Source organism: Mesorhizobium argentiipisi (SeqCode), assembly GCF_037179585.1.
Taxonomy (GTDB): domain Bacteria; phylum Pseudomonadota; class Alphaproteobacteria; order Rhizobiales; family Rhizobiaceae; genus Mesorhizobium; species Mesorhizobium argentiipisi.
In genome coordinates this window covers 1-24,679 of record NZ_JAPYKO010000037.1, presented here as the reverse complement: position 1 = coordinate 24,679, position 24,679 = coordinate 1, and the positions used below count along the sequence as shown (strand labels likewise).

24 protein-coding genes and 1 pseudogene are annotated in these 24,679 nt (G+C 64.3%); 13 read left to right on the top strand and 12 right to left on the bottom strand.

The genetic code is table 11. The features are described 5' to 3' along the window. The first annotated feature begins 34 nt into the window (after positions 1-34). On the top strand, positions 35-1,069 hold the full coding sequence (locus O7A05_RS30665) for a 2-dehydropantoate 2-reductase (RefSeq protein ID WP_337096986.1): 1,035 nt from the start codon (positions 35-37) through the stop codon (positions 1,067-1,069). On the opposite strand, the pseudogene O7A05_RS30660 reads toward O7A05_RS30665, so the two are convergent. From O7A05_RS30660 to dapD, 3 genes and pseudogenes are all read right to left on the bottom strand, one after another. Next, a pseudogene (locus tag O7A05_RS30660) lies at positions 1,044-1,744 on the bottom strand (hypothetical protein). The gene O7A05_RS30665 and the pseudogene O7A05_RS30660 sit on opposite strands and share 26 nt — an antisense overlap. 5 nt (positions 1,745-1,749) lie before the next feature. Then, a complete protein-coding gene (locus O7A05_RS30655) occupies positions 1,750-2,121 on the bottom strand; it encodes a DUF805 domain-containing protein (RefSeq protein WP_224587403.1) in 372 nt (123 codons plus the stop codon). Positions 2,122-2,145: 24 nt separating this feature from the next. Then, positions 2,146-3,000: a 2,3,4,5-tetrahydropyridine-2,6-dicarboxylate N-succinyltransferase gene (dapD, locus tag O7A05_RS30650; RefSeq protein ID WP_337096984.1), complete on the bottom strand. Its 855-nt coding sequence runs from the start codon at positions 2,998-3,000 to the stop codon at positions 2,146-2,148. Positions 3,001-3,144: 144 nt separating this feature from the next. Here dapD and O7A05_RS30645 point away from each other — a divergent pair, with 144 nt between their 5' ends. Further along, positions 3,145-3,984, top strand: coding sequence for an LOG family protein (locus O7A05_RS30645; RefSeq protein ID WP_140755418.1), 840 nt, complete (start codon positions 3,145-3,147; stop codon positions 3,982-3,984). A gap of 85 nt (positions 3,985-4,069) precedes the next feature. On the opposite strand, the gene O7A05_RS30640 is transcribed toward O7A05_RS30645, so the two are convergent. Then, on the bottom strand, positions 4,070-4,777 hold the full coding sequence (locus O7A05_RS30640) for a pyrimidine 5'-nucleotidase (RefSeq protein ID WP_224587418.1): 708 nt from the start codon (positions 4,775-4,777) through the stop codon (positions 4,070-4,072). 150 nt (positions 4,778-4,927) lie between these two features. On the opposite strand from O7A05_RS30640, the gene O7A05_RS30635 reads away from it, so the two are divergent. From O7A05_RS30635 to O7A05_RS30625, 3 genes are all read left to right on the top strand, one after another. Beyond that, entirely contained in the window at positions 4,928-5,689 is a 762-nt protein-coding gene (locus O7A05_RS30635; RefSeq protein WP_337096980.1) for a GGDEF domain-containing protein, read from the top strand. A 172-nt stretch (positions 5,690-5,861) separates the two neighbouring features. Further along, positions 5,862-6,020, top strand: coding sequence for a hypothetical protein (locus tag O7A05_RS30630; protein ID WP_337096978.1), 159 nt, complete (start codon positions 5,862-5,864; stop codon positions 6,018-6,020). Next, positions 6,017-7,456 carry a GMC family oxidoreductase gene (locus tag O7A05_RS30625; protein WP_337096977.1) on the top strand — a complete coding sequence of 480 codons (1,440 nt, stop codon included), beginning with the start codon at positions 6,017-6,019 and terminating at the stop codon, positions 7,454-7,456. The genes O7A05_RS30630 and O7A05_RS30625 overlap by 4 nt, the downstream gene beginning before the upstream one ends. Before the next feature lie 169 nt (positions 7,457-7,625). Here O7A05_RS30625 and phhA read toward each other — a convergent pair whose 3' ends face one another. After that, positions 7,626-8,462, bottom strand: a complete 837-nt coding sequence (gene phhA / locus O7A05_RS30620) for a phenylalanine 4-monooxygenase (protein WP_337096976.1) — start codon at positions 8,460-8,462, stop codon at positions 7,626-7,628. A 136-nt stretch (positions 8,463-8,598) separates the two neighbouring features. Between phhA and O7A05_RS30615 the strand changes: the two genes are divergently transcribed. Together O7A05_RS30615 and bchE are read left to right on the top strand one after the other, a co-directional pair. Further along, positions 8,599-9,075, top strand: a complete 477-nt coding sequence (locus O7A05_RS30615) for an Lrp/AsnC family transcriptional regulator (RefSeq protein WP_337096975.1) — start codon at positions 8,599-8,601, stop codon at positions 9,073-9,075. A 172-nt stretch (positions 9,076-9,247) separates the two neighbouring features. Continuing rightward, a complete protein-coding gene (bchE, locus tag O7A05_RS30610) occupies positions 9,248-10,807 on the top strand; it encodes a magnesium-protoporphyrin IX monomethyl ester anaerobic oxidative cyclase (RefSeq protein ID WP_337096974.1) in 1,560 nt (519 codons plus the stop codon). A 42-nt stretch (positions 10,808-10,849) separates the two neighbouring features. Here bchE and argB read toward each other — a convergent pair whose 3' ends face one another. Beyond that, a complete protein-coding gene (gene argB, locus O7A05_RS30605; protein WP_126090911.1) occupies positions 10,850-11,743 on the bottom strand; it encodes an acetylglutamate kinase in 894 nt (297 codons plus the stop codon). Positions 11,744-11,843: 100 nt separating this feature from the next. Next, positions 11,844-13,340 (bottom strand): amidase, encoded by a 1,497-nt coding sequence (locus tag O7A05_RS30600; protein WP_337096972.1) that lies wholly within the window; start codon positions 13,338-13,340, stop codon positions 11,844-11,846. A gap of 138 nt (positions 13,341-13,478) precedes the next feature. On the opposite strand from O7A05_RS30600, the gene O7A05_RS30595 reads away from it, so the two are divergent. The 4 genes from O7A05_RS30595 (at position 13,479) to msrB (ending at position 16,226) form a co-directional block, all read left to right on the top strand. Then, a complete protein-coding gene (locus O7A05_RS30595; protein ID WP_337096971.1) occupies positions 13,479-14,018 on the top strand; it encodes a sigma-70 family RNA polymerase sigma factor in 540 nt (179 codons plus the stop codon). After that, positions 14,015-14,731 carry an anti-sigma factor gene (locus O7A05_RS30590; RefSeq protein ID WP_337097024.1) on the top strand — a complete coding sequence of 239 codons (717 nt, stop codon included), beginning with the start codon at positions 14,015-14,017 and terminating at the stop codon, positions 14,729-14,731. The genes O7A05_RS30595 and O7A05_RS30590 overlap by 4 nt, the downstream gene beginning before the upstream one ends. Before the next feature lie 205 nt (positions 14,732-14,936). Continuing rightward, the gene (locus tag O7A05_RS30585; RefSeq protein WP_337096970.1) at positions 14,937-15,494 is read left to right on the top strand and encodes a fasciclin domain-containing protein; all 558 of its coding nucleotides are present in this window, start codon (positions 14,937-14,939) and stop codon (positions 15,492-15,494) included. A 228-nt stretch (positions 15,495-15,722) separates the two neighbouring features. Then, on the top strand, positions 15,723-16,226 hold the full coding sequence (gene msrB / locus O7A05_RS30580) for a peptide-methionine (R)-S-oxide reductase MsrB (RefSeq protein WP_337096969.1): 504 nt from the start codon (positions 15,723-15,725) through the stop codon (positions 16,224-16,226). Between the two features lie 165 nt (positions 16,227-16,391). Here the strand turns inward: msrB and O7A05_RS30575 are convergent, their stop codons facing one another. After that, the gene (locus tag O7A05_RS30575) at positions 16,392-18,002 is read right to left on the bottom strand and encodes a DHA2 family efflux MFS transporter permease subunit (protein ID WP_415927080.1); all 1,611 of its coding nucleotides are present in this window, start codon (positions 18,000-18,002) and stop codon (positions 16,392-16,394) included. 119 nt (positions 18,003-18,121) lie between these two features. Next, positions 18,122-19,315 carry an HlyD family secretion protein gene (locus tag O7A05_RS30570; RefSeq protein ID WP_337096968.1) on the bottom strand — a complete coding sequence of 398 codons (1,194 nt, stop codon included), beginning with the start codon at positions 19,313-19,315 and terminating at the stop codon, positions 18,122-18,124. Positions 19,316-19,448: 133 nt separating this feature from the next. On the opposite strand from O7A05_RS30570, the gene O7A05_RS30565 reads away from it, so the two are divergent. Next, positions 19,449-20,147, top strand: a complete 699-nt coding sequence (locus O7A05_RS30565; RefSeq protein WP_337096967.1) for a TetR/AcrR family transcriptional regulator — start codon at positions 19,449-19,451, stop codon at positions 20,145-20,147. Between the two features lie 232 nt (positions 20,148-20,379). After that, positions 20,380-22,848: a DNA translocase FtsK gene (locus tag O7A05_RS30560; RefSeq protein WP_415927079.1), complete on the top strand. Its 2,469-nt coding sequence runs from the start codon at positions 20,380-20,382 to the stop codon at positions 22,846-22,848. A 30-nt stretch (positions 22,849-22,878) separates the two neighbouring features. On the opposite strand, the gene yihA is transcribed toward O7A05_RS30560, so the two are convergent. The 3 genes from yihA to O7A05_RS30545 form a co-directional block, all read right to left on the bottom strand. Beyond that, entirely contained in the window at positions 22,879-23,547 is a 669-nt protein-coding gene (yihA, locus tag O7A05_RS30555; protein WP_337096965.1) for a ribosome biogenesis GTP-binding protein YihA/YsxC, read from the bottom strand. A 14-nt stretch (positions 23,548-23,561) separates the two neighbouring features. Then, complete coding sequence (locus tag O7A05_RS30550) at positions 23,562-24,200, bottom strand: CatB-related O-acetyltransferase (RefSeq protein WP_337096964.1); 639 nt, start codon at positions 24,198-24,200, stop codon at positions 23,562-23,564. 273 nt (positions 24,201-24,473) lie between these two features. Beyond that, on the bottom strand, positions 24,474-24,679 hold a 206-nt coding region (locus tag O7A05_RS30545), incomplete at its 5' end, for a transposase (RefSeq protein ID WP_337096963.1).

The window sequence follows — 24,679 nt, the reverse complement described above, 5'->3', positions numbered from 1 at the left end:
AATAGTAAGGTGCGGGCCACGCGAGGACGAGTGCATGGCCAGTGAAACGAGGACCATCGCGATAGCCGGTGCCGGCAGCATCGGCTGCTATATCGGCGGCTGCCTGGCGCTCGCCGGGCGCAAGGTCGTCTTCCTCGGCCGCGGCCGCGTCGTCGAGGCCATGCGCGAAAGCGGGCTGCGCGTCAGCGATCTCGACGGCCGCGACCGCCGCCTCGCAGCGCACGCAACTGCGGCCACCGACGATCCGGCGATCGCACTGCCGGACGCGGATGTCATCCTGGTGACGGTGAAGAGCGGCGCGACCGGGGAAATGGCCAGGCTGGCCGCAGACCATGGGCGCCCGGATGCCGTGGTGGTCAGCCTGCAGAACGGCGTCAACAATGCCGACAGGCTGCGCGCCGCACTCCCTGGACGGCGGGTGCTGACCGGCATGGTGATGTTCAACGTCGTCCAGTCGCCCGACAGCGAACTGCCGTTCCATGTGCATCGCGCCAGCCAGGGCGAGGTGATGATCGATACCGGCGTCGATGGTCTCGTCGATCTGCTCGATGTCGATGGGCTTGCCCTCGACGCGCGCGCCGACATGAAGGAGGTGCAGTGGGGCAAATTGCTGAGGAACCTCAACAATGCGCTGGTTGCGCTCTCCGACCTGCCGCTAGCGAGGCAACTGGCCGACCGCAACTGGCGCGCAATCCTCGCCGCCGAGATCGACGAGGCGCTCGCCGTGATGAGGGCCGCGGGCATCACGCCGGCGCGCATCACCGGCCTGCCGCCGGCGCTGCTGCCGAAAGTGCTGCGGCTCCCCGACTGGCTGTTCGGGCTTCTGGCCCGCCGCATGCTGGCGATCGACCCTCAGGCGCGCTCGTCGATGTGGGACGACCTGAAACGCGGCCGTCCGACCGAGATCGACGAATTGCAAGGCGCGGTCATCCGTCTGGCCAAGCACGCGGGCACCCCGACGCCGGTCAATGAACGCGTCATGGCGCTGGTGCGTCAGGCGGAAGCGGAAAAGCGCGGTCCGCCCGGCCTCAGGCCGGAAGCGGTCAGCGGCGGTCCTCGATCAGCGTGATCTTCTGCCAGATCTTGCGCGACAGGTTGGAGCTCAGGTTCTCGATGTCGTTGACGGCATTGACGACGACATCGTCATTGACCGACTGCGCGAACAGCGCCGCGATCTTGCCGGTGATCGACAGCATTTCCGAGCAATAGTCGAGATAGCGCGCCAGCTCGGCGGCGTTGGTGATGCGGGCGGGCGAGTGCGAGGTCGGCTTGAAATCGGCCGACAAGGTCGCCGGATCTTTCGTCAGCTGGTGCATGTCGATGACATGGATCAGCGAGCGCAGCCCGTGCAACTGCCGGAACACTTTCTTGCGCTTGATCCGCTCCTCGGTGCGGATCAGCGCCAGCAAGCCGAGCACCGCCAGGATGACCGTGTTGATCGTCGCCTCGATACCCTGCATCGACTGCACGGCATCGTCGGCGCCCGAAATGCGGTCGAGCGGCAGGATGGTGCCGACGAACAGGAACATCGCCACGCCGGCGATGAAGGCCGCGACGATGACGCCGCGCAGCCACCAGATCGGCGCCTCCAGGTCCCTGGCGGCCTTGGCGAGGTCCCGCGACAGCGACACCAGTTCGCTGGCAACGGCGCGCAGGCTCCTTTCCGGGAAGCGCTCGGCGACACGCTCCTCCAGCCTTTGGGCCGTATCGATGATACGCGCCGGGTGAGCGTGCGGTAGCGCATGGCGGTCAGCTATCCCCCGGCGCGTTGGTGCGCCTGCCGTAGCGATTCGGTCCGGGATCGCTGCGGAAACAGGAGAGGATGATAAGCAGGATGGGCCCGATTATGAGCGAGATCAGCGCAAAATAGGTCGGCTTGCCGAAATCATGGAAGCGCTTTGCCGTTACCGCGAAGGTGGCCCAGGCCGAGATCAGCAGCACCCCCCAGCAGATCATGGCCCAGTTCTGGCTGGCCGCCGTGTTCAGTTCAACCCGCGCGAACTGGTAGAACGGGAAAAACTGGACAAGCACCAGCAGGATCCCGGCCAGCGCATAGGCGACCGGGCTCAGCCGCCCCGAAAGGCTGAAGAACAGCCAGAGGAATTGCGATCTTTCAGACAATAGCGTCCGCTCCGTCGTGGAGGATCAATCGCGCAGCAATTCGTTGATCGAGGTCTTGGCCCGGGTCTTGGCGTCGACGCGCTTGACGATCACGGCGCAGTAGAGGCTCGGACCCGGCTCGCCATTGGGCAGCGGCTTGCCCGGCAGCGATCCGGCGACGACCACGGAGTTCGCCGGCACCTCGCCGTAAAAAACCTCGCCCGTGGCGCGGTCGACGATCTTGGTCGACTGGCCGATGAACACGCCCATGCCGAGCACGGAGCCTTCGCGCACGATGCAGCCCTCGACCACTTCGGAGCGTGCGCCGATGAAGCAATTGTCCTCGATGATGGTCGGGCCGGCCTGCATCGGCTCCAGCACGCCGCCGATGCCGACGCCGCCGGAAAGATGCACGTTCTTGCCGATCTGGGCGCAGGAGCCGACCGAGGCCCAGGTGTCGACCATGGTGCCGGTATCGACATAGGCGCCGACATTGACGAAGGACGGCATCAGCACGGCGCCCGGCGCGACATAAGCCGAGCGGCGCACGATCGAGGACGGCACGGCGCGGAAGCCGGCCTTCTCGAAGTCGACGGCGCTCCAGCCGTCGAATTTGGACGGCACCTTGTCCCACCACACGGCCTGGCCGGGACCGCCCTCGATGATCTCCATCGGGTTCAGCCGGAAGGAGAGCAGCACCGCTTTCTTCAGCCACTGATTGACATGCCACTTGCCGTCGTCCCGCCGTTCGGCGACGCGGGCGACGCCGCGATCGAGCAGGTCGAGCGCCGACTGGATGGCGTCGCGCGTCTCGCCGCGCGTCGCGGTCGAAATCGTGTCGCGCTCCTCGAAGGCCTTTTCGATGGTCGTTTCGAGGCTCGCCAGATCGGGCTTCGACATGATTTCGCTCCATTACCAAGCTGTTAAGGCGCTCAGCCTTAACCTGTTTAAAAGTCGCGCGGACCCTATGTTAAGGCTCAATGGGGGTCAATCGCGCCAGCGTCACGGGACGGCGCAAGTGAAGGAATTGGACGGGTGGATTCGATGACTCCCATGGAAAAGGCGGGGTGGACGCCGCTGCCGCATTCGGACGAGGACCTGGAACGCTCGAAAAGCGTGCCGGATACCCCGCAGACACGTGCCGAAACCTACCGGCTGGCCTGGAACGATCCTGACTTCATGACGCGGCGCGAATTGCGGGCCGTGCGGCTGCAGCTCGAGCTCTTGAAGCCGGAGATGATCCTGGCCGAACGCGGCATTCGCTCGACCGTCATCCTGTTCGGCGGCGCTCGCCTGCCCGAACCGGGCGGCGAGGCCTGGGCGGCAAAGAACGAGACGCAGAAGAAGAACCTCGAGGCGAACAGCAAATATTACGAGGAAGCGCGCAAATTCGCCCGTCTGTGCTCGCGGCAATCGGCAACCTCTTATTATCGGGAGTATGTCGTCGTCACCGGCGGCGGACCGGGCGTCATGGAGGCCGGCAACCGCGGCGCCGACGATGTCGGCGCGCCGTCGATCGGCTTGAACATCGTGCTCCCGCACGAGCAGGCACCCAACGCCTATGTCACGCCGGAGCTCTGCTTCAACTTCCACTACTTCGCCATCCGCAAGATGCATTTCGTCATGCGCGCCAAGGCGGTCGCGGTGTTCCCGGGCGGCTTCGGCACGATGGATGAGTTCTTCGAGACGCTGACGCTCATCCAGACGGGACGCATGGAGCGCGTGCCGGTCATTCTGTTCGGCAAGACGTTCTGGCAAAGGGCGATCGATCTCGACTTCCTCGCCGAACAGGGCACGATCTCGCCCGGAGATCAGGACATCATCGATTTCGTCGACACCGCCGACGAGGCCTGGGAGATCATCCGCCGGTTCTACAAGCTTTAAAGGCAACTGCCACGGCTTCGGCAAAGGCCACGCGTCCACGGCAGTGGCAACGGCAAGGCCGACCGGGAGGGCCGACTGGAGTTGGTCAGGCCGCCACGTCGACGATCGCGGTCAGGAAGCCGGCGAGGTCGTCAGTGACGAAATCGACGTCGTCCTCGTTTGCCGGGTCGCGTTCCCAGATCTCCGAGAAGGTCGGCTCGAAATTGCGCGGCACCACCAGCACGGTCGTCATGCCGAGCGTTTTCGGCACGGCCAGATTGCGCGCCAGGTCCTCGAACATCACCGCATTGTGGCCGGTCACCGAGTGCAATTCGGCAAAGCGCTCATAGGTCTGGCGCTCCGGCTTGGGGCTCAGCCCCGCCGCCACGATGTCGAAGATGGCGTCGAAATGCTCCAATATGCCGAGCTGGCGCGCGGTGCGCTCGGCATGCCTGCGGTCGCCATTGGTGAAGATGAATTTGCGCCCGGGAAGCTGGCGGATCGCCGCGCCCAGCACCGGGTCCGGCACGAGCCGCGAATAATCGATGTCGTGCACCTTCTCGAGAAAATCGTCGGGATCGATGCCGTGCCGCTTCATCAACCCGTTCAGCGTCGTGCCGTATTCCAGATAGAGCTCCTTCTGCAGCTTGCGCGCGTCATCGCGCGAAAGCGTCAGCAGCTCCCCGACATAGGCGGTCATCTTCACGTCGATCTGCGCAAAAAGGTTCGAGTGATGCGGATAGAGCGTGTTGTCGAGGTCGAACACCCAGTCCGTGACATGGGCGAAGCGGGCGGGATCGGGTGTCGTTGTCATGGATTTCTTATGGCATGCCGGCGCTGGATTTATCCACAACTTATGCGCGTCACGAAATGCGAAAATGGCGCCTCGCTTCAAATTTTAAAAGTCCTGGAAAGGTCGCCTTTAGCGCTTGCTGGCACACAAGCTGACCGTTGGGAGCAAGTGATGAGTCGCATATTTTTGAGGGCCGCTGCCGTGGCATTCGCTTCGGTCGCTGCCTCGCTGTTGTTGACGCTGATTGTGATGCCGGCAATGGGTTTTCCGATGAGCCGCACGGTCTGGCTGGCGTCGACGGTTTGCCCGCTCGTCCTCGCCTGGGCTGCCAGCGCCAGCAGCTTCTGGCAGAGCGATCGGTTGCAGAATGCTCATCGCGAGCTTGCTCGGGCTCACGCGCAGCTCGCGGCGGCCCACAGGCGCCTGTCGGAAAAGGCAAGCCGCGACGACATGACCGGCATGCTCAACCGCGAAACTTTCTTCGCTGCGCTCGACGGGTCGCGGCGCAAGAGCGATCGCGGCGCGCTCCTCATCATCGACGCCGATCACTTCAAGAGAATCAATGACAGCTATGGTCATCTGACGGGAGACGAAGCGCTGCTGCTGATCGCCGGCGCCATCGAGCGCGGCATCCGCCGCGGCGACGTGCTGGGCCGCATCGGTGGCGAGGAGTTCGCCGCCTTCCTAGTCGGCGCCAGCGAAGCGGAAGCCAAGCATATCGCCGAACGCATCCGCCGCGAGGTCGAGCTGATCCGTTTCCGCCCCGTCGACGAGCGGACCGTGCCGCTCACCGTCTCGATCGGCGGCATAAGCTGCGGCGAGAGCGCGACCGTTTCCGATTTGATGCGCGCCGCCGATCGCAGGCTTTACGAGGCGAAGAACCGCGGCCGCAATCTTTCGATCCTCGATCGCGAGCTTCCGGAAGCGGCTTGAGCTTCGCCGCGGGGGTTAGAAAAGCCCTAACCATGTCCATGTTCAACCGCGCTAAACTTCCTCGTGTAACGCGGTTTTCATCTAGCTTTGGCACGAAACTGGCCTCGGTGGCGGCATGTGTGCCGTTCAGGAACGGCATGCGTGAATCGAGGCCTCTATCGAGAGACATGTCATGAGCAGGTTCATAAGAAAAATGTCGCGCCGCGCGATCGTGCAGGCGCTGATCACGCTGCCCGCCCTGTCGCTGTTCCGCAGCCAGCAACCCGCGGTCGATGCCGATGAGATCGTCGAGATCAATGGCTGGATCCTGCGGCGGAGCGACCTCGCATGATCTTCGACAGCTACGAAGCCTATAAGCAGGCCAGCTTCAAACCCAAGGCCTGCATCGTCGGCTCCGGTCCCGCCGGCACGACGATCGCCAGGAAGCTCGGCGCCGCCGGCATTCCGGTCGTCGTGCTGGAGGCGGGCTCGCGCGAATTCAGCGAGGAGTCGCAGGATTTCTACCGTGGCAAGACGGTCGGCGATTTCTACTTCGACCTCGACATCACCAGGCTGCGCTTCATGGGCGGCTCGTCCAACCACTGGGCCGGCTGGTGCCGCGTGCTCGACCGCCAGGACTTCGAACCCAAGGCATGGGCGCCGGACACCGGCTGGCCGATCAGCCGCGCCGACATCGACCCCTATCTTGGCGAAGTCCATGACATCCTCGAGCTTCCGGCGTTTCGTCCGGACGTGCCGGTTTCGGACGACATCCGCTGGGTGCAGTTGATCAAGAGCCCCGCGGTTCGTTTCGCCGAGAAATATGCGGACGAGCTCGACAAGAGCAGGAACATCGCCGTCGTGCTCAACACCTATGCGACCGAGCTTACCGGCGACGGCAAACGCGTTACGGGCGCGAAACTATGGTCGAATGGGCAGGACGCCGGCACCTTTGCGGCGGACTATTTCGTCGCCTGCACCGGCGGGCTGGAGAACTCGCGGCTGCTGTTGTGGTCGAATGAGCGCTCGAATGGCGGCGTGGTGCCGAACGCGACGGCGCTCGGCTGCTACTGGATGGAGCATCCGACCTTCGAGGGCGGCAACGCCATTCTTGCCAATTATTCGGAGTTCGAGGTCGACGCCTCGAACGAAGCCTTCTTCTCGCCGACGCTTGCCGCGATGGAACGGCTGCAGATCATGAATTTCGGCATCCGCCTGATCGAGAGCCCCTATCCCAATGTCAAGAAGCTGATTGCCGACCTTGCCTGCACCGCGCCGAACATGGCGGAATGGATGTCCGCACAGATGGACCAGAGGCTGCGCTGCGCCGCCCAGCTCTATGTCGCCTGGGAGCAGGCGCCGCTCGCCTCGAACCAGATCGAGCTGTCGAAGACCGATGTCGATCACGCCGGCGTGCCGCGCATCGAACTGCGCTGGAAGAAGTCGCCGCTCGAGCGCCGCACCCTGCTCGAGGGCCTCAGGCTTTTCGGCACGACCATGGCGCAGAAGAATCTCGGCCGCGTCCGCATCGACGACTGGATCAGCAATGGTGGCGATTACCCGACCAACGAGGAGACGGCCGGCCACCACCACATGGGCGGCACCCGCATGGGCACCGATGTCTTGAAGAGCGTCGTCGATGCCAATTGCAAGGTGCATGGCATGGACAATTTCTATGTCGGCGGCTCCTCGGTGTTCTGCACGTCGGGTCAGTGCAACCCCACCACCACCATCACCGCGCTTGCCTGCCGCCTGGGCGAGCATCTCGGCAAGGTGATTGCCGTCTGATTTCGACCGTGCTGCGCTTCATCCGCGCCGCTCTCGACCTGCAGAACGAGCAACTGGCCAGGATCAAGGCCGAGCCCGATAAAGTCGATTGATCCGAAAAGGCGCAAAGCGGCCCGGCCGACTGTCGGCAGCTGCACCGCGCTGAATGTCGGTTGGGCGAAAACCGACCTCAGACCATGGCCGGGTCGAGCGCCGGCTGGCCCTTGAACCGCGCCACGATGCCGGCGAGGTCGCCATGGGCGAAAGCATCGCGCAGCACATCGAAGGACGGCAGCACGAAATAGGCGCGCTGGAACTTGTCGATCTCATAGCCGGTGCGCATCACCGTCTCGAGGTCGAACGGCACATGGTGGGCGTCCTTGCTCTCGACTGCGAATTGCAGCTCGGTGAAGGACGACATCAGCCCGGCGCCGAAGGCCTTCAGCGGCTGGCCGGCTTCCTGGATGAGGCCGTATTCGGCGCTGTACCAGTAAAGCCTTGTGATCATCTCGTCGCCGCCGAGCGCGATCAAGTCCTCGGCCTTCTGGCCATACATCTGCATGAAATCGGCGAACACCGGCTGGGTCAGGATCGGCACATGGCCGAAGAAATCGTGGAACATGTCCGGCTCGACGATGTAGTCGAGCTCTTTTTTCGTCCGCAGCCAGTTGGTGACCGGGAAGCGCCGGTTGGCGAGATGCTCGAAGAACGGGCCGGCCGGAATGAGGCCAGGCACCGCGACGATCTCCCAGCCCGTCAGCCTGGCGAGCTTTTCGCTGACGGCATCGAAATCCGGAATCCTGTCGAGCAGGCCGAGCGCGGCGACGCCGTCCAGATAGGAACGGTGCGCAAGCTTGTGGGTCAGCTTCGTCTGACGGTCGCAGAGCGTGCGCCACACCGCCTGTTCCTCGGCGGAATAGCCGTAGCCTTGCGCCACGGTGAAATCGCTGCGGCACACCGAATAGTCGCCGCGAAGGCCCTGCGCCGCGCATTCGGCGGCGTAATCGGCAACGCTGATCGTCATCATATCCTCCTCAAGATCGTGATCTACGGATCGTGAGGAGTAGTTTAGCGGCGATCCACGAGGCAAATCAGCCTTGTTCTATAGCCCGCCGGCAGTTTCTGAGGTAAAAGCACTCGGATCGACGCGAGATCCAGGATACATGCCTCAATTCGACGATTTCGAGATCAAGATGCTCGACATCCTGCAGCGCGATGGCCGCAAGCCCGTCTCGGAGCTGGCGCAGGAGATCGGTCTGTCCACCACCCCTTGCGCGCGCCGCTTCGAAGCCTTGCAGGAAACCGGCATCATCAAAGGCTTTGCCGCCGTGCTCAGCCGCCGCGCCGTCGGGTTGACGGTCGAGGTCTTCATCCAGGTGCGGCTGGTCAGCCACAGCGACGGCTCGCCCGAAAGCTTCATCGCCGCCGTACAGCGCATGGACGAGGTCTCGTCCTGCTGGACGATGACAGGCGACTACGATTTTCTGCTGCATGTCTTGGTGCCGTCGGTGGACGACTTGAACGCCTTCGTCATGCACCGGCTGATGCGGCTGCCCGGGGTGCGCGACGTCCACACGCAACTGGTGCTGCAGAACATCAAGGGGCCTGGCCACGTGCCGCTCAGCCATCTGCGGCGCTAAAGCAATTCCAGGAAAAGCTTGAAGCGTTTAGGCTTGGCAACTTCGCCGTAGCCTCCGTCCGGAATTGCTTCAAAACAAAACTCCCGAAAAGCTGCGTGGAAACTGCTGAACCGCGCCAAGGCGGCTACGACATAGGCGGCTAGCACAGGCGGACCAACACAAGAGGTCCGCCTTGAACATCGTGCTGATCAATCCGCCGCACACGGCCATCGGCAGCCGCGTGCCCGACGACCATCTGCCGCCGCTCGGGCTGCTGGCGATCGGCGGCCCGCTGATCGATTCCGGCCATCAGGTGCGCCTGGTTGATGCCGAGTTCGGCCCGATGCCGCTTGCCACACTGGTCGAGGAGGCTTTGCGCGACAATCCCGATTTCATTCTGATCGGCCATTCCGGCTCGACCTCCGCGCATCCTACGGCCTTGAAGATCGCCGAAATGATGAAGGTCTGCGCTCCGCACGTCATCGTCATCTATGGCGGCGTTTTCCCGACCTATCACTGGCGCGACATCCTCGCCGCGACCGTCGTCTTCGACTTCATCGTGCGCGGCGAGGGCGAGGCGACCGCGACGGCGCTGGTCGAGGCGATCGAGATGCGCCAGCCGGTGGCGAGCGTCGCCGGCATTGCCTATCGTGACGACCTCGGCCGTCCTGTCGCGACGCAGCCGGCCATGACCATTGCCGATCTCGATGCTTACCGCGTCGGCTGGGAACTGATCGATCATCGCCGCTACTCCTATTGGGGCGGCAAGCGGGCGGTCGTCATGCAGTTCTCGCGCGGCTGCCCGCATCTGTGCAACTACTGCGGCCAGCGCGGTTTCTGGACCCGCTGGCGCCATCGCGATCCGGTCAAATTCGCCAAGGAGATCGCCTGGCTGCATCGCGAGCACGGCGTCGAACTGATCAATCTGGCCGACGAGAACCCGACCTCCTCGAAGAAGGCCTGGCGCGCCTTTCTCGACGCCATGATCGCCGAGAACGTGCCGGTGCTGATCGTCGGCTCGACGCGCGCCGACGACATCGTGCGCGATGCCGACATCCTGCACCTTTACCGCAAGGCCGGGGTCATCCGCTGGCTGCTCGGCATGGAGAACACCGACGAGGCGACGTTGTCGCTGATCCGCAAGGGCGGCAGTACCAAGTCGGATCGCGAAGCGATCCGGCTGCTCCGGCAACACGGAATCCTGTCGATGGCGACCTGGGTTGCCGGCTTCGAGGACGAGACCTTGCGCGATCTCTGGCGCGGCTTCCGCCAACTCATCGCTTATGACCCCGACCAGATCCAGGCGCTCTATGTAACACCGCACCGCTGGACGCCGTTCTTCCGCATCGCCAGCGGCCGCAAGGTGATCCAGCAGGACGTGCGCCTCTGGGATTACAAGCACCAGGTTCTGCACATGAGGAGGCTGAAGCCATGGGTGCTGTTCTTCACCGTCAAGCTGATCGAAGTCGCGGTGCAATCGCGGCCGAAGGCGCTGGCGCGCATCCTGTTCCATTCCGATCCCGAGCAGCGGCATTCGATGCGCTGGTACACCAGAATGGGCCGCCGCGTCTGGTTCCGCGAAGTCTGGGGGTTTCTCGCCCGCGACCGCCGCGTCACGGATGGACCGACGCTCGCCGAGTTCTGGGGCGCGCCGCAGGACGCCGAGGAAGAATCGATGATTGTCCCGCGGCCGCCCAGAAAGTCGGGCACGCGGATCGTCGAGACCGCGGACAAAAGAAGATTAGCCGGCTGATCATGGCAGGTCACCGTTTACGGAAACGGTGACCTTGCCTTCTTAGGGAACGATCAGCGTGCCGGCGCCATGCTCGGTGAAGAGCTCGAGCAGCACGGAATGCGGCGTCTTGCCGTTGAGGATAACGACGCCTTCGACCCCGCGCTCGATCGCCTCGATGCAGGTCTCGACCTTCGGGATCATGCCCCCCGACACCGTGCCGTCCTTGATCAAGGCCTTGGCCTCGGCGACCGTCAGCTCGTCGATCAGCTTCTTGTTCTTGTCGAGCACGCCGGGCACGTCGGTGAGGAAGAGCAGGCGCGAAGCGCGGCATGCGCCAGCGATCGCACCGGCAAACGTGTCGGCATTGATGTTGTAGGTGTGGCCGTCGCGGCCGGGAGCGACCGGCGCCAGTACCGGGATCATCTCCGAGCGCGCGAGAAGATCAAGCAGCGTGCGGTCGACCTCGACCGGCTCGCCGACAAAGCCGAGATCGAGCACCCGCTCGATGTTGGAATCCGGGTCGATCATGGTCTTGCGCGCCTTTTCGGCGAACACCATGTTGCCGTCCTTGCCGCAGAGCCCGATCGCCCACTCGCCCTCGGCATTGATCAACGCCACGATCTCCTTGTTGATCGAGCCCGCCAGCACCATCTCGACGATCTCGACCGTCTTCTGATCGGTGACGCGCAGCCCGCCCTCGAACTTGGATTCGATGCCCATCTTGTTGAGCATCGCGCCGATCTGCGGCCCGCCGCCATGCACGACGATCGGGTTGACCCCGGACTGTTTCAACAGCGCGATGTCGCGGGCGAACGCCTTGCCGAGCTCGGTGTCGCCCATGGCATGGCCGCCATATTTCACCACCACCGTCTTGTTCTCGTAGCGCTGCATATAAGGCAGCGCGCGCGAGAGCAGCGCGGCCTGCATTTCGGCGGTGGCGGCGATGTCCGTCATCGATGTGATCCCGGCTTCTAGAAAGGAACGGCGGGGTCTTAGCGGGAATTGCCGCAGGCCGCAAACGGCTTTGCGGTCACAATGACGAAAACGTGTGTCGCTAAGCAGGCACCTTGAGCGGCGCGCGGCGCTTCAGCCATCCTGAAAGCTTCTCCATCTGCGCGGCGAAGGACAGCAGCGTCTCCTCGTCGCCCGGCCGGCCGGCCGCCTGGATGCCGAGCGGCAAGCCGTCCGCCGTGACATGCACTGGCAGCGCGATCGACGGCTGGCCGCTGACATTCTGGATCGCCGGCCAGTGGGTGAACCACAGGCTCTTGTCCATCAGCTGGCCGAAGAACGACTTGACCTTGAGAAGGCTTGTCAGATGCAATTTGTCGAGCAGGTTCTCGAGGAATTCGTCCGCGCCCTTGGGGTCCATCGAACCGCAGGCTAAAGGCGGATGCGCGATGATCGGCATCAGCACGGCGTCGAACTGGGCCGTCTCTTCGATCAGCCGCCGCGCCGTGGCGTTGAGCCGCTGCACGGCCTCATAGACCTCGCCGGCGGACAGCATTTCGCCGAGACGGGCGAGCACGCGGGTCGCCCGCTCGACCTCGCCGGTCACCGGGCGGCCGACGCGCTGCGCCTCGGCCCGCATCGTCCCGGCAACGGCCGCGGCGACGCTCTTGCAGAAATCAGCGATGAAGTCGCGGCCGATGAAAGGCAGCTCGATCTCCTCCACCGTGTGGCCGCCTTCGCGCGCCAGCGCCACCGCGGCGTCGAGCGCCGCAAGCGTCTCGGCCGAGATCGGCAGGCCGAGCGGCGACTTGCGGTAGACGGCGAGGCTGAGCCTGCCCGGGTCGCGCGCGGCGGCCGCGGCAAACGAGCCTTTCGGCGCGCGGGCAGCATAGGGCGAGAGCGGATCGGCGCCATGGGTAAGGTCGAGCAGCAGCGCGGTATCGCGCACCGAGCGGCTGACGGCGTGGTGGACGACCATGCCGTACCAGCTTTCGCTGACGAGCGGCGTCAGCGGCACGCGGCCGCGCGAGGTCTTCAGGCCGACCAGCCCGCTGCAGGCCGAAGGCACGCGGATCGAGCCACCGCCGTCGGAAGCGTGCGCCGCCGGCACCACGCCCGCCGCCACCAGCGCCGCGGAGCCGCCGGACGAGCCGCCCGTGGTGTGACCCGTGCTCCACGGGTTGCGGGTGATGCCGAAGCAGGCCGACTCCGTCATCAGCCTCAGCCCATGCTCGGGCGAGGTGCTGGTGGCGATCGGGATCAGCCCGGCGGCGAGATAGCGCTCGACCATCACCGAGTTGAAATCGGCGGTGAAAGGCGAGATGCGGCTGCCGCCATGGATCGGCACGCCTTTGATGCCGATGCCGAGATCCTTGAGCGCGAACGGCACGCCGGCCAGCGGCAGCGTGCGGTCGATCGTCCTGGCCCGCGCCCGCGCGTTATCGTAAAGCGGCGTGGCGATGGCATTGATGTCCGGCCTTGTCGCTTCTGCGCGCGCGATCGCCGCGTCGACCAACTCCGGCGGCGAGATTTCATTCCTGTGCACAAGGTCGGCGAGACCGGTCGCATCCTGCTCCCAAAGCACGCGCTCGATCGACATCGCCGCCCCTCTTTTGGCGAAGACTATCTCATGAGCCCGCAAATCGGTATCGGGATTCGAAGCCAATGGCACGACAACCTTGGGGGCGAAGCTCTCGGCGCCCGTTGCAAATAAATCGCAACCTTCTAATTTGCCGCCATGGGGCCGCCCGACATCAGCAAGCTGATCGTCCGGACTTCGATGAAAGACCGGGCTGCGTTCGATCTGCTCTACAAGCAGACCAGCGGGAAACTTTTCGGCGTTTGCCTTCGTGTCTTGCGGGACCGAGGAGATGCGGAAGAGGCGCTGCAGGAAGTCTTCGTCAAGATATGGACGAAAGCGGATCGTTTCGCGGTTTCCGATCTGAGCCCGATTTCCTGGCTGGTGGCCATTGCGCGCAACCATGCGATCGATCGCGTCAGGGCGCGGCGCAGTCCTTCCGCCAACATCGACGCAGCCCTCGCCGTCGCCGATCCGACGCCGGGACCTGAGGCTATGGCTGTGGCGGGCGGCGAGACCGAACGCATCCACCATTGCCTCGACGAATTGGAGAAAGACCGGGCGGCGGCCGTCCGGGGTGCGTATCTGAGCGGCGAAAGCTACGCCGAGCTGGCGGAGCGCTTCAAGGTCCCGCTGAACACGATGCGGACCTGGCTGCGGCGAAGCCTGCTCAAGCTGAGAGAATGCCTGGAAAGATGACGCTGGCGGAAAACAACGGACCGGACGGTGGAGGCGACGACCTGCTCGCCGCCGAATACGTTCTCGGCGTTCTGGCGGCCGACGAACGCCAGATCGCATCCCGTCGCATCGATACGGAAACAGCATTCGCCCGCCTGGTCGATGCCTGGGAAGTCCACTTCGCGCCGATGGCTGCCGCTTATGCCGCGGTCGAGCCGCCGGCGTCGGTCAAGGCGGCGATCGACCGGCGCCTGTTTGCGTCGCCCGCCTCCACGGCGCCCGGCGGCGGCCTGTGGGCGAGCTTGGCCTTCTGGCGCGGCCTCGCCGCCGCGGCCATTGCCGCCCTGGCTGTCTATGTCGCGCTGCCTTACGTCAATACGCCGGTCCAGGCGCCCGAGACCAGGCTGGTCGCCTCTCTGGCCGCCGACAACAGCAACGTCAAATACCTTGCCGTCTATGACGCCGCCCGTCATGAGGTCGGGCTGTCGCTGGTCTCCGGCGACCGCGGCGCCGGCAAGGATTTCGAGCTGTGGATGATCGAGGGCAAGAACGCGCCGGTCTCGATGGGCATCATCCCCGCCGGCCCGACCGCGCGCATGCCGGTCACGCCCGCCGTCCAGCAGAAGCTCGCGCAAGGCGCCGTGCTCGCCGTCAGCCTCGAGCCGGCCGGCGGTTCGCCGACCGGCCAGCCGACCGGTCCGGTCGTTGCTGCGGGTGACCTGAAGGGCATCTGATCCTGATCGGTACATCACCGAAGACTAATTGAAGTCTATATTCTGCCTTCATCAGAGAGGCAAATTGTCTGTCATTGCCAGGCGGCGCTGACACAATAAAGCGCCAGAAAAAAATCACGCAACGTTCGTGAAACTAAGTTTTTTCGGGCCCGTATCTCCTCGCGTTCCCAAGGACGGGAAAAAACAACCAGAGGAGACTGATACCATGCGTAAACTCGCCACCCTTTTGCTTGCCTCCACGCTCGCCCTTTCGGCGCTCGGCGCCGTTGCCTACGCCGCCAATCCCATGGTCGGCGGCGCGCCGATGTATGCCAAGAAGAACATCATCGAGAATGCCGTCAATTCGAAGGACCACACCACGCTCGTCGCCGCGGTCAAGGCCGCCGGCCTGGTGGACACGCTGCAGGGCGCCGGTCCCTTCACCGTCTTCGCGCCGACCAACGAAGCCTTTGCGGCGCTGCCCGCCGGCACGGTCGACACGCTGCTCAAGCCCGAGAACAAGGACAAGCTGACCAAAGTGCTCACCTGCCATGTCATCGCCGCCAAAGCGTTGGCAGCCGACGTCGCCAAGATGGCCAAGGCCGATGGCGGCGCGCACCAGGTCAAGACCGTCGGCGGCTGCCAGCTGACGCTGAAGGCGGAGAAGGGCAAGGTCACCGTCACCGACGAGAACGGCAATGTAGCCCATGTCACCATCGCCGATGTCCGCCAGTCGAACGGCGTCATCCACGTCATCGATAAGATTCTCTTGCCGAAGATGTAACAAAGCGGACCTGGCCGGCGAAGACATGGCTGAGCGCCGGCCGCGACATCCAAGATCGCGCTGCCGGCAAGAGTGTGCTCCGCGCCGTCCCGCAGAGGGGGCGCGGAGCAGCATCCGGAGCCAGGAAGGTTTCTGTCCGGAATTGCTCGAACCAGGAGATGGAGCATCACCGGCTTTTGATTTCCGGGCGGCGCTCTATCTTGGCAAAATGCGTCAGGAGGAACGGCCATGAACCGTCGCGATTTTCTCTGGAGCGGGGCCGCTGCTACCGCTCTCATCGTCGGATCCGCAGCGATGCTGCGCGCCGGCGGGCCAAAGCCGGCACTGGCAGCCGAGACTTTCGAAGTCACCAAGACCGATGCCGAATGGCATGCCATCCTGTCCGATGCCGCCTTCGACGTGCTGCGCAAGCAGGGCACCGAATATCCCGGCACCAGCCCGCTGCTCAACGAGCATCGCAAGGGCATCTTCGCCTGCGCCGGCTGCGACCTGCCGGTCTATTCGTCGGAGACGAAATTCGATTCCGGCACCGGCTGGCCGAGCTTCTGGCAGGAGATCCCGAACTCCATCGGCAAGACCGAAGACCGCTCGCTCGGCATGACCCGCACCGAGGTGCATTGCCGGCGCTGCGGCGGCCATCTCGGCCATGTCTTCGACGACGGTCCGCCGCCCACCGGCCTGCGCCATTGCATCAACGGCGTGGCGCTGAGCTTCAAACCGGCGGCGGCTTGAGCAATTCCAGGAAAAGTGCTTCGGCGCCTTCGCCGTAGCCTTCCGTCCGGAATTGCGTCAAAAACAAAAGAGTCACTTTCAATCTCTCCAAAAAGAATGACCCCGGAAATCGTCGCCGATTTCCGGGGTCACGCGTTGAGGATGCCAGGCGGGGGTTCCGGCTCCTCAATGACCTCCGCCGCCGCCGCGCTGCTGCGCCGGCTTGTTGATGAACAGCACGAAAAATCCGAGCGAGGCGAAGAGCACGGTCAGCATCATGAACACGTCCATGAAGGACAAAAGCGCCGCCTGCTGGTGCACCATGCCCGACAGCTTCGAGACCGCAGCGCTTGTGGCGTCGAGGCCGGCGGTCTGCTCGAAATTCCGCGTCATGTTCTGCAGCTTCGTCTGCGCCGCCTCGCTGCCCCACTGCACATGCTCGGAGAGCCGCGCATAGTGGAAGGCGTTGCGGTCGATCAGCACCGTGTTGATCACTGCAAGGCCGACGGCGCCGCCGAGATTGCGGGTCAGGTTGAACAGGCCCGACGCATTCTTCAGCCGTTCCGGCGGCAAGGTGCCGAGCGCGATGTTGTTGATCGGCACCATGCACAACATCATCGAGCAGCCGCGCAGGATCTGCGGGATCAGCAGCTCATAGAAATCCCAGTCGGCGGTGAGATGCGTCATCCACCAGGTGCCGGTGGCGAAACCCACGAAGCCGATCATCATCATCAGTCTGAGGTCGATCTTGTTCGACAGGATGCCGGCAACGGGCGCGGTGAAGAACATCGCCAGGCCGCTGACGAACAGCGCCTCGCCGATCATCATCGAATCGTAGCCGCGGATACGCCCGAGGAACACCGGATAGAGATAGGTGAGCCCGTAAAGGCCGATGCCGACGACGAAGGAGAACAGCGAGCCGAAGGCGAAGTTGACGTTGCTGAAGGCCCTCAGATCGACGATCGGCTCCTCGGCGGTGAAGACGCGCCAGAAGAAGATGACGCCGCCGATGGTCATGATCACGGCGCAGGCAAAAACCGCCGGCTCCTGCAGCCAGTCGTGGTTCGGGCCTTCCTCCAGCACATATTCCATGCAGCCGAGGAAAGCGGCCATGCCGATCAGGCCCCACCAGTCGAACTTCGAGAACAGTTTCAGGTTGGGCTTGTCGAAATCGATCAGCGACCAGGCGGCCGTCGCCACCAAAATGCCGGGCACGACATTGATCAGGAACAACCAGTGCCAGGACATGGCGTGGCTGATATAGCCGCCCACCGTCGGGCCGATCGTCGGCGCCAGCGTCGCCACCAGGCCGATCATCGGCGAGACGACGGCGCGCTTGGAGGGCGGGAAGATGGTGAAGGCGGCCGCGAACACGCTGGGGATCATGCCGCCGCCGATGAAACCCTGGATGGCGCGGTAGATGATCATCTGATCGATATTGGTGGCGGTGGCGGCGAGCGCGCTGGCCGCAGTGAAGCCGGCCGCCGCGGTGGTGAACAGCACGCGCGTCGACAGCATGCGGCTGAGAAAGCCCGACAGCGGGATCATCACCACCTCGGCGATCAGATAGGCGGTCTGCACCCACGGGATCTCGTCGGAGCTGGCGCTCAGGCCCGCCTGGATTTCCGACAGCGAGGCCGAGACGATCTGGATGTCGAGGATCGCCATGAACATGCCGAACACCATCGCCAGGAAGGCGACGACGCGGCGCGCAGGCATATGGTCCGCGGGCAGGGCCGGCGCGACAGCGACGGGACGTGCGGGCATTGCTCCTGCGGTGATGGTTGCGGTTGCCATATCATGGCCTCCCTAGGCAAGTCTCGAGGACGGGCGCGTGGCGGTCCCGGATTGCGTCGAAACGGATAAAGCAGGCTGGGCGGCTCGGCGCTCGCAAATGGCCACCGAACCGCCCGCAATCAGTTGGTCGTCGAGGCCGGCGCGGTGCGGCTGTCGACCGCCACGATGACGCTCAGACCGGCGCGCAGCTTGCCGGTCTTCAAGACGTCGGCCGGCACATCGATGCGCACGGGCACGCGCTGCACCACCTTGGTGAAGTTGCCGGTGGCGTTTTCCGGCGGCAGCAGCGAGAACACCGCGCCCGAAGCCGGCGCAAGCGAGGAGACCGTGCCTTCGAAGGTCTGGCCGTCGATCGCATCGACGGTGATGCGGACCTTCTCGCCGGGCACCATGCGGCCGAGCTGCGTCTCCTTGAAGTTGCCGACGATGTAGAGCTTGTCCATCGGCACGACGACGGCGAGCTTCTGGCCGGGGCTGACGAGGTCGCCCTGCTCGACCGAGCGGTTGCCGACGACGCCGTCATAAGGCGCCTTCAGCACGGTGAAGGAGAGGTCGCGCAGGGCCTTGTCGCGGGTGAGCTGCAGCGAAGCGAGCGTCGAGGCCGATTCCGCGCGCTGGGCTTCCAGCACGCCGATATTGGCCTGCGCCGCGGCGATCTGCGCGTCGGCGCCGACAAGGGCAGCCTTGGCCTGGTCGAGCGCGGTCTGGGCGTCATCGAGCTGCGCCTGCGTGCCGACATGAGTCTTGAGCAGCTGCGCCGCGCGATCCTGGGCGCGCGCCGCATTGTCGGCGGCGGCCTGGTCTGCGATCTTCTGCGCCTGGGCCTGCGACAGCGAGGCCTGGGCCGCCTTCGTCTGGGCGTCGATTCGGTCGAGCGTCTTGCTCAAGGTGGCGATCTGCGCCTCGGCCTGGGCGACGGCGATCTTGTAGTCGCCATTGTCGATGACGAAGAGCGGATCGCCGGCCTTGACCTGCTGGTTCTCGCTCACCAGCACCTTGTCGATATAACCGGATATTTTCGGCGACACGAACGACATATCGGCCTGGACATAGGCATCGTCGGTGGAGATCATGAACCGGCCGTCGGCCCAATAGTTATACCCATACCAGGAGCCGGCGCCGAGCAGGGCAAGCCCGATGATCGGCAAAAGGAAAGAGCGGACAGAGCGCTTCTTCTTGGCGGGTGCTTCAGCCGCCGGCGTCGCAACGGGAGCGGCGGGCTGGATAGGAACTTCCGGCGCTTCGGTCGACGGTTGGACCTTGGCGTTGGGAAAAGAGCGGACTTCGGCGGTGGCGGGCGCGTTCGAGGACATAGCGATCTCTCTGGATGTCAGTCATACTGAACCGTTCGGTTCGAATTGGAGATTGACATAGCGCGGAAAGAGGACCATATCAAGAGGAAATCGAACCGAGCGGTTCGAAATATTTTTCTAAGGAATGACTTCCATGGTCGAAACGACAGCCGATAGCGATCTGCTCGACTTACGCAAGGGTCGTCCTGCGGCCGGGCAGGACCCGGTCAAGCGCGCCCAGATCATCGAAGGCGCCCGCCGCGTCTTTATAGACAAGGGCTTCGAGGCCGCCTCGATGAACGACATCACGCGCGAGGCCGGTGTCTCCAAGGGCACGATCTACGTCTATTTCGAAAACAAGGAAGAGTTGTTCGAAGCTCTCATTGAGGAAGAGCGCGGCACCATCTTCAAGAACATGTACGAGGTGCTCGACCATTTCGACGACCTGCGCAACACGCTGGTGAAGTTCGGCATGGGGCTCTCCGCCAAGATCACCTCGGCCAAGGTCATCCAGGCCCAGCGCACGGTGGTCGGGGCGTCCGACAGGATACCGGAGCTCGGCGCGCGTTTTTACGAGCGCGGCCCGAAGCGCGGCCACGACAAGGTCATGGCCTTCCTCAACGAAGCCGTCGAGCGCGGCCTGCTCAAGATCGACGATGTCGACCTCGCCGCCTATCAGTTCACCGAGCTCTGTCTCGCCGGCCTGTTCCGCCAGTGCATCTTTTCCTATCGCACCAAGGCGCCAAGCACGGCGGAGATCGAACATATCGTGACCTCCGGCGTCGATGTCTTCCTCAAGGCCTACGCCACGGAAAAATTTCTCGCCGAGGAAAAGGCGCTGCAATCGGCCTGACCGCACCGGGCACCTGAACCCCGAAGCGCGCGAAGCAAGGCTGAAGGCGGTGGCGGGTCCTAGAAGGCGCGGGCATGACGGCTGAACGCGCCGTCGTCGAAACCGTCCGCCGACCTCCTCTCAAGACCCCTCTCAAAATATCGATCGGCATCGTCCGGCAGGCACTTTCGGAAGGACCTGTTAACCATCGCTTCCTATGTCTCGGGAGACGTTCAATCGGCGAGTCTCGAGTATGACATCCATGCGTTTTCCCCGTGCCAATCTTTCCGGCGCTTCCGCCTATCAAGGCGACGACGATGACCGCGCGGAGGACGCCGGGCGCCGGGGTAGGGTTGCGCAGCCGCAGCCGCAGGCGGGGCAGGTCGTGACATTGCGGTCCTCGATCCAGGGCGAATCGAATGCCGCTCGTGGCGCGTCGCTCAATACGGCGGATGACGGCGAATTCGGCCGCCCGGCATGGCAGAACTATTTCTTCCTCGCGCCCAATGTGCGGTTCACCCGCACGCCGGACACCGACCTCGCCAGGCGTGCCGCCCCGCAGGAAGATGCCGCGCAAGGCAAGGCATCCGCGGCCGAGCCCGTCCGGCCCGCACCGCCGGCTCCGCCGCCAGCCGCTCCGGTCCGGAAAAGCTCCGCCGCTCCCGCCACGGCGCCGATGCAAACGAGGCCGGTCCGCGCACCATCCACTGTTGCCCCCGCCGCAGTCCCGGCCCCTCCGACCCAGGCTGCCGCTGCTCCGACGCCAAAGCCGCGCCCGAGCGGACTGCGCTGGTCCTATCTTTCCGACCATGCCTTTTTCGAATTCGGCATGCCCTTTCTTGCCGAGCGCCTGGCGCGGGCGCGCCTGAACGAGGCGGGGCAGGCGCCGGCCGTTCCGGCGCAGCCATTGGTGCAGCCGATGCTGGCGCAGCGTCCGGCCGCGCAACCGGTCCAGCCCCGTGCCGCGTTCATGAGCGAGGCGACGTCGTTTTACCGGGTCATCGAATGGCGCTCCAACGCGGCGAACGCCGGCTCTGCTCCGACGCCGGCCCTCGTGGGCGTCGAACCGACGCCTGTCGAGTCCGCCCCGGTTTCGCCCCCCGTGAGCGCAAGATCGGCCAGGCAGGCGCCGTGGCTGCCCATGGCCGGCGAGGTCGTGCCCCTATCCGCGATGGCCGGCTATGAGCTTCCCTCCGAAGATCTTTTGCAGATGCCGCCGGAAGGCCAAGGCTTCTACATGTCGCAGGAGCGCGTGGAGCAGAATGCCGACCTGCTCGAAAGCGTGCTGGAGGATTTCGGCGTCAAGGGCGAGATCATCCATGTTCGCCCCGGGCCGGTCGTCACGCTCTACGAGTTCGAGCCGGCGCCGGGCGTGAAATCCAGCCGCGTCATCGGTCTGGCCGACGACATCGCCCGCTCGATGTCGGCCATCTCGGCGCGCGTCGCGGTGGTGCCGGGCCGCAATGTCATCGGCATCGAGCTGCCCAACGAGACGCGCGAGACTGTCTATTTCCGCGAGTTGATCGGATCGGCCGGCTTCCGAAACACCTCCTGCAAGCTGGCGCTCGGCCTCGGCAAGACGATCGGCGGCGAACCGGTCATCGCCGAGCTTGCCAAGATGCCGCATCTCTTGGTGGCGGGCACCACCGGCTCGGGCAAGTCGGTCGCCATCAACACCATGATCCTGTCGCTGCTCTACCGGATGAAGCCGCAGGAATGCCGCCTCATCATGGTCGACCCCAAAATGCTGGAACTCTCCGTCTATGACGGCATCCCGCATCTTCTGACGCCGGTCGTCACCGATCCGAAGAAGGCCGTCACGGCGCTCAAATGGGCGGTGCGCGAGATGGAGGACCGCTACCGCAAGATGGCGCGCCTCGGCGTGCGCAACATCGACGGCTACAACCAGCGCGCGGCCGGCGCCCGCGACAAGGGCGAGGTCGTGACCATGCAGGTGCAGACAGGCTTCGAGAGGGGCACCGGCGAGCCGCTGTTCGAGGAACGCGCGATCGACCTCGCGCCCATGCCCTATATCGTCATCATCGTCGATGAAATGGCCGACCTGATGATGGTGGCCGGCAAGGAGATAGAAGGCGCCATCCAGCGGCTGGCGCAGATGGCCCGCGCCGCCGGCATCCATCTGATCATGGCGACGCAACGCCCCTCCGTCGATGTCATCACCGGCACCATCAAGGCCAATTTCCCGACCCGCATCTCCTTCCAGGTGACGTCCAAGATCGACAGCCGCACCATCCTTGGCGAGCAGGGTGCGGAACAACTTCTCGGCCAGGGCGACATGCTGCACATGGCCGGCGGCGGGCGCATTTCGCGCGTGCACGGCCCCTTCGTTTCCGACCTCGAGGTCGAGCAGGTCGTGGCGCATCTGAAAGGGCAGGGGCGTCCCGAATATCTCGACACCGTCACCGCCGACGAGGAGGAGGCTGAGGAAGCGGCCGAGACGGGCCCGGTCTTCGACAAAAGCGCGATCGGAGAGGAGGATGGCGATGCGCTCTACGAGGAAGCCGTCAAGGTGGTCAAGCGCGACAAGAAATGCTCGACCTCCTATATCCAGCGCCGCCTCGGCGTCGGCTACAACCGCGCCGCCTCGCTGGTCGAGCGCATGGAGAAGGAGGGCCTGGTCGGCGTTCCCAACCATGTCGGCAAGCGCGAGATCCTCACCGGCCGGCGCGATCGCGAGCCCGAACGCGACGAGATGGATTGATCCTGAGGGATCGGTCTCTGGCGGGCGGCGTCAGCCGCCGTTCGCCACCAGGGCAATGGCCGCGCGCAGCTCATCCAGTCCGGCGGCCTTTTCGGACGAGGTGGCCAGCACCACCGGAAACGCCGCCGGCCGCTTCTTGATCTTGGCCAGCGTCTCCTCGATCAGCCTCGGCACGCCGGCAGCTTTGATCTTATCGGTCTTGGTCAGCACCACCTGGTAGGACACCGCCGCCTTGTCGAGCAGGGTCAGCACTTCCTCGTCCTTGGCCTTGATGCCGTGGCGCGCATCGATCAGCACATAGACGCGTTTCAGAGTCACGCGGCCTTGCAGATACTCGTAGATCAGCTTGGTCCACTCATCGACCTTGTCCTTCGGCGCGCTGGCATAGCCGTAGCCCGGCATGTCGACCAGCGCCATCGGCGGCAGGTCGGCGCCTTCGCCGGAAAAGCCGTCGGGCACAAAATAGTTGAGCTCCTGCGTGCGCCCCGGCGTGTTCGAGGTGCGCGCCAGGCCCTTGTGCCCGACCAGCGCGTTGATCAGCGACGATTTGCCGACATTGGAGCGGCCGGCGAAGGCGATCTCCGGCGGTCCTTCCGGCGGCAGGAACTTCATCGACGGCACGCCGCGGATGAAGACCCAGCCGCGGGTGAACAGCTCCGGGCTGATCGCCGTTTCGTTCGTGCTCTTGTCGTTTGTCATTTTTTCGGGCGCGTTCAAACCGCTGCCTCCAGCCTGGAAATGTCGGCGCCGCGAATGGCATCGAGATTGCGGCTGATCTTGTCGACCGGCCAATCCCACCAGGCAGCCTTCAATAGCCGCCGCACCGTGAATTCGTCGAAGCGCATCTTCACTATCCTTGCCGGATTGCCGGCCACGATCGCATAAGGCGGCACGTCGTGCGTGACAACCGATTTCGCGGCGACGATAGCGCCGTTGCCGATCCTGACGCCCGGCATGATCACCGCATCCATGCCGATCCACACGTCATTTTCGACGATGGTGTCGCCGCGGATCTCCTTCGTCCATGTCTCAGGGTCGAAGCCTTCCTCCCAGCCATGGCCGAAGATGTTGAACGGATAGGTCGAGAAGCCGGACATGGCGTGGTTGGCGCCGTTCATGATAAAGCGCGCGCCTTCCGCGATGGCGCAGAATTTGCCGATCACCAGCCGGTCGCCGATGAAGTCGTAGTGATGCAACACGCATTTCTCAGCGAATTTATCGGGACCGTCGGGATCATCGTAATAGGTGAAGTCGCCGATCTCGATGTTAGGCGATGTCACCAGTCCCTTCAGGAAGCCGACGCGCGGATAAATCGCGATCGGATGCTTGATGTTGGGGTTAGGTCCGGTCATCGCGGTCCTTTGCAGGCGGGGTTAGGCGCGGCCGGCGAAGCCCCCGCGCGTGATCAAACTAACGCGATCCTTTGACGGCACCAACCGTTCAATGGCTGCCGCGGCAGATGGCGATCGGGAAAAGGGGCGCTGTCGGAGATTGGCCGATACCCCTGACGTCGTCATACTCGGGCTTGACCCAAGTATCCATGCCGTGACCTCCGCTGTAGAGTGTAACGGCGCAGAATTCCGTAACCGCCGCAGCGCCTTAGCGTAACGGCATGGCAACTGTGTTCACACGAATGCGGTTTTGTCGCGAATGATGGCGTTGAGGACGACCAGGAGCTTCCTTGCGACGGCGATGATAGCCAGTTTCTTGGAGCCCGACCGGGCAGCAAGTGCGGTGTAGAAGGTCTTGAAGCGCTCACAGGTTCGAATGGCAGTGAGGGCTGCCATATAGAGGGCGCGGCGCACGCGTGATCGCCCGCCCTGGATCTGGC

What these genes read in the sequence shown, in the direction of transcription:
- O7A05_RS30665 (WP_337096986.1), top strand. Translation starts at nt 35, where the DNA reads ATGGCCAGTGAAACGAGGACCATCGCGATAGCCGGTGCCGGCAGCATC.
- dapD (WP_337096984.1), bottom strand. Translation starts at nt 3,000, where the DNA reads ATGTCGAAGCCCGATCTGGCGAGCCTCGAAACGACCATCGAAAAGGCC.
- O7A05_RS30645 (WP_140755418.1), top strand. Translation starts at nt 3,145, where the DNA reads ATGACTCCCATGGAAAAGGCGGGGTGGACGCCGCTGCCGCATTCGGAC.
- O7A05_RS30640 (WP_224587418.1), bottom strand. Translation starts at nt 4,777, where the DNA reads ATGACAACGACACCCGATCCCGCCCGCTTCGCCCATGTCACGGACTGG.
- O7A05_RS30635 (WP_337096980.1), top strand. Translation starts at nt 4,928, where the DNA reads ATGAGTCGCATATTTTTGAGGGCCGCTGCCGTGGCATTCGCTTCGGTC.
- O7A05_RS30630 (WP_337096978.1), top strand. Translation starts at nt 5,862, where the DNA reads ATGAGCAGGTTCATAAGAAAAATGTCGCGCCGCGCGATCGTGCAGGCG.
- O7A05_RS30625 (WP_337096977.1), top strand. Translation starts at nt 6,017, where the DNA reads ATGATCTTCGACAGCTACGAAGCCTATAAGCAGGCCAGCTTCAAACCC.
- phhA (WP_337096976.1), bottom strand. Translation starts at nt 8,462, where the DNA reads ATGATGACGATCAGCGTTGCCGATTACGCCGCCGAATGCGCGGCGCAG.
- O7A05_RS30615 (WP_337096975.1), top strand. Translation starts at nt 8,599, where the DNA reads ATGCCTCAATTCGACGATTTCGAGATCAAGATGCTCGACATCCTGCAG.
- argB (WP_126090911.1), bottom strand. Translation starts at nt 11,743, where the DNA reads ATGACGGACATCGCCGCCACCGCCGAAATGCAGGCCGCGCTGCTCTCG.
- O7A05_RS30600 (WP_337096972.1), bottom strand. Translation starts at nt 13,340, where the DNA reads ATGTCGATCGAGCGCGTGCTTTGGGAGCAGGATGCGACCGGTCTCGCC.
- O7A05_RS30595 (WP_337096971.1), top strand. Translation starts at nt 13,479, where the DNA reads ATGGGGCCGCCCGACATCAGCAAGCTGATCGTCCGGACTTCGATGAAA.
- O7A05_RS30590 (WP_337097024.1), top strand. Translation starts at nt 14,015, where the DNA reads ATGACGCTGGCGGAAAACAACGGACCGGACGGTGGAGGCGACGACCTG.
- O7A05_RS30585 (WP_337096970.1), top strand. Translation starts at nt 14,937, where the DNA reads ATGCGTAAACTCGCCACCCTTTTGCTTGCCTCCACGCTCGCCCTTTCG.
- msrB (WP_337096969.1), top strand. Translation starts at nt 15,723, where the DNA reads ATGAACCGTCGCGATTTTCTCTGGAGCGGGGCCGCTGCTACCGCTCTC.
- O7A05_RS30575 (WP_415927080.1), bottom strand. Translation starts at nt 18,002, where the DNA reads ATGGCAACCGCAACCATCACCGCAGGAGCAATGCCCGCACGTCCCGTC.
- O7A05_RS30570 (WP_337096968.1), bottom strand. Translation starts at nt 19,315, where the DNA reads ATGTCCTCGAACGCGCCCGCCACCGCCGAAGTCCGCTCTTTTCCCAAC.
- O7A05_RS30565 (WP_337096967.1), top strand. Translation starts at nt 19,449, where the DNA reads ATGGTCGAAACGACAGCCGATAGCGATCTGCTCGACTTACGCAAGGGT.
- O7A05_RS30560 (WP_415927079.1), top strand. Translation starts at nt 20,380, where the DNA reads ATGACATCCATGCGTTTTCCCCGTGCCAATCTTTCCGGCGCTTCCGCC.
- yihA (WP_337096965.1), bottom strand. Translation starts at nt 23,547, where the DNA reads ATGACAAACGACAAGAGCACGAACGAAACGGCGATCAGCCCGGAGCTG.
- O7A05_RS30550 (WP_337096964.1), bottom strand. Translation starts at nt 24,200, where the DNA reads ATGACCGGACCTAACCCCAACATCAAGCATCCGATCGCGATTTATCCG.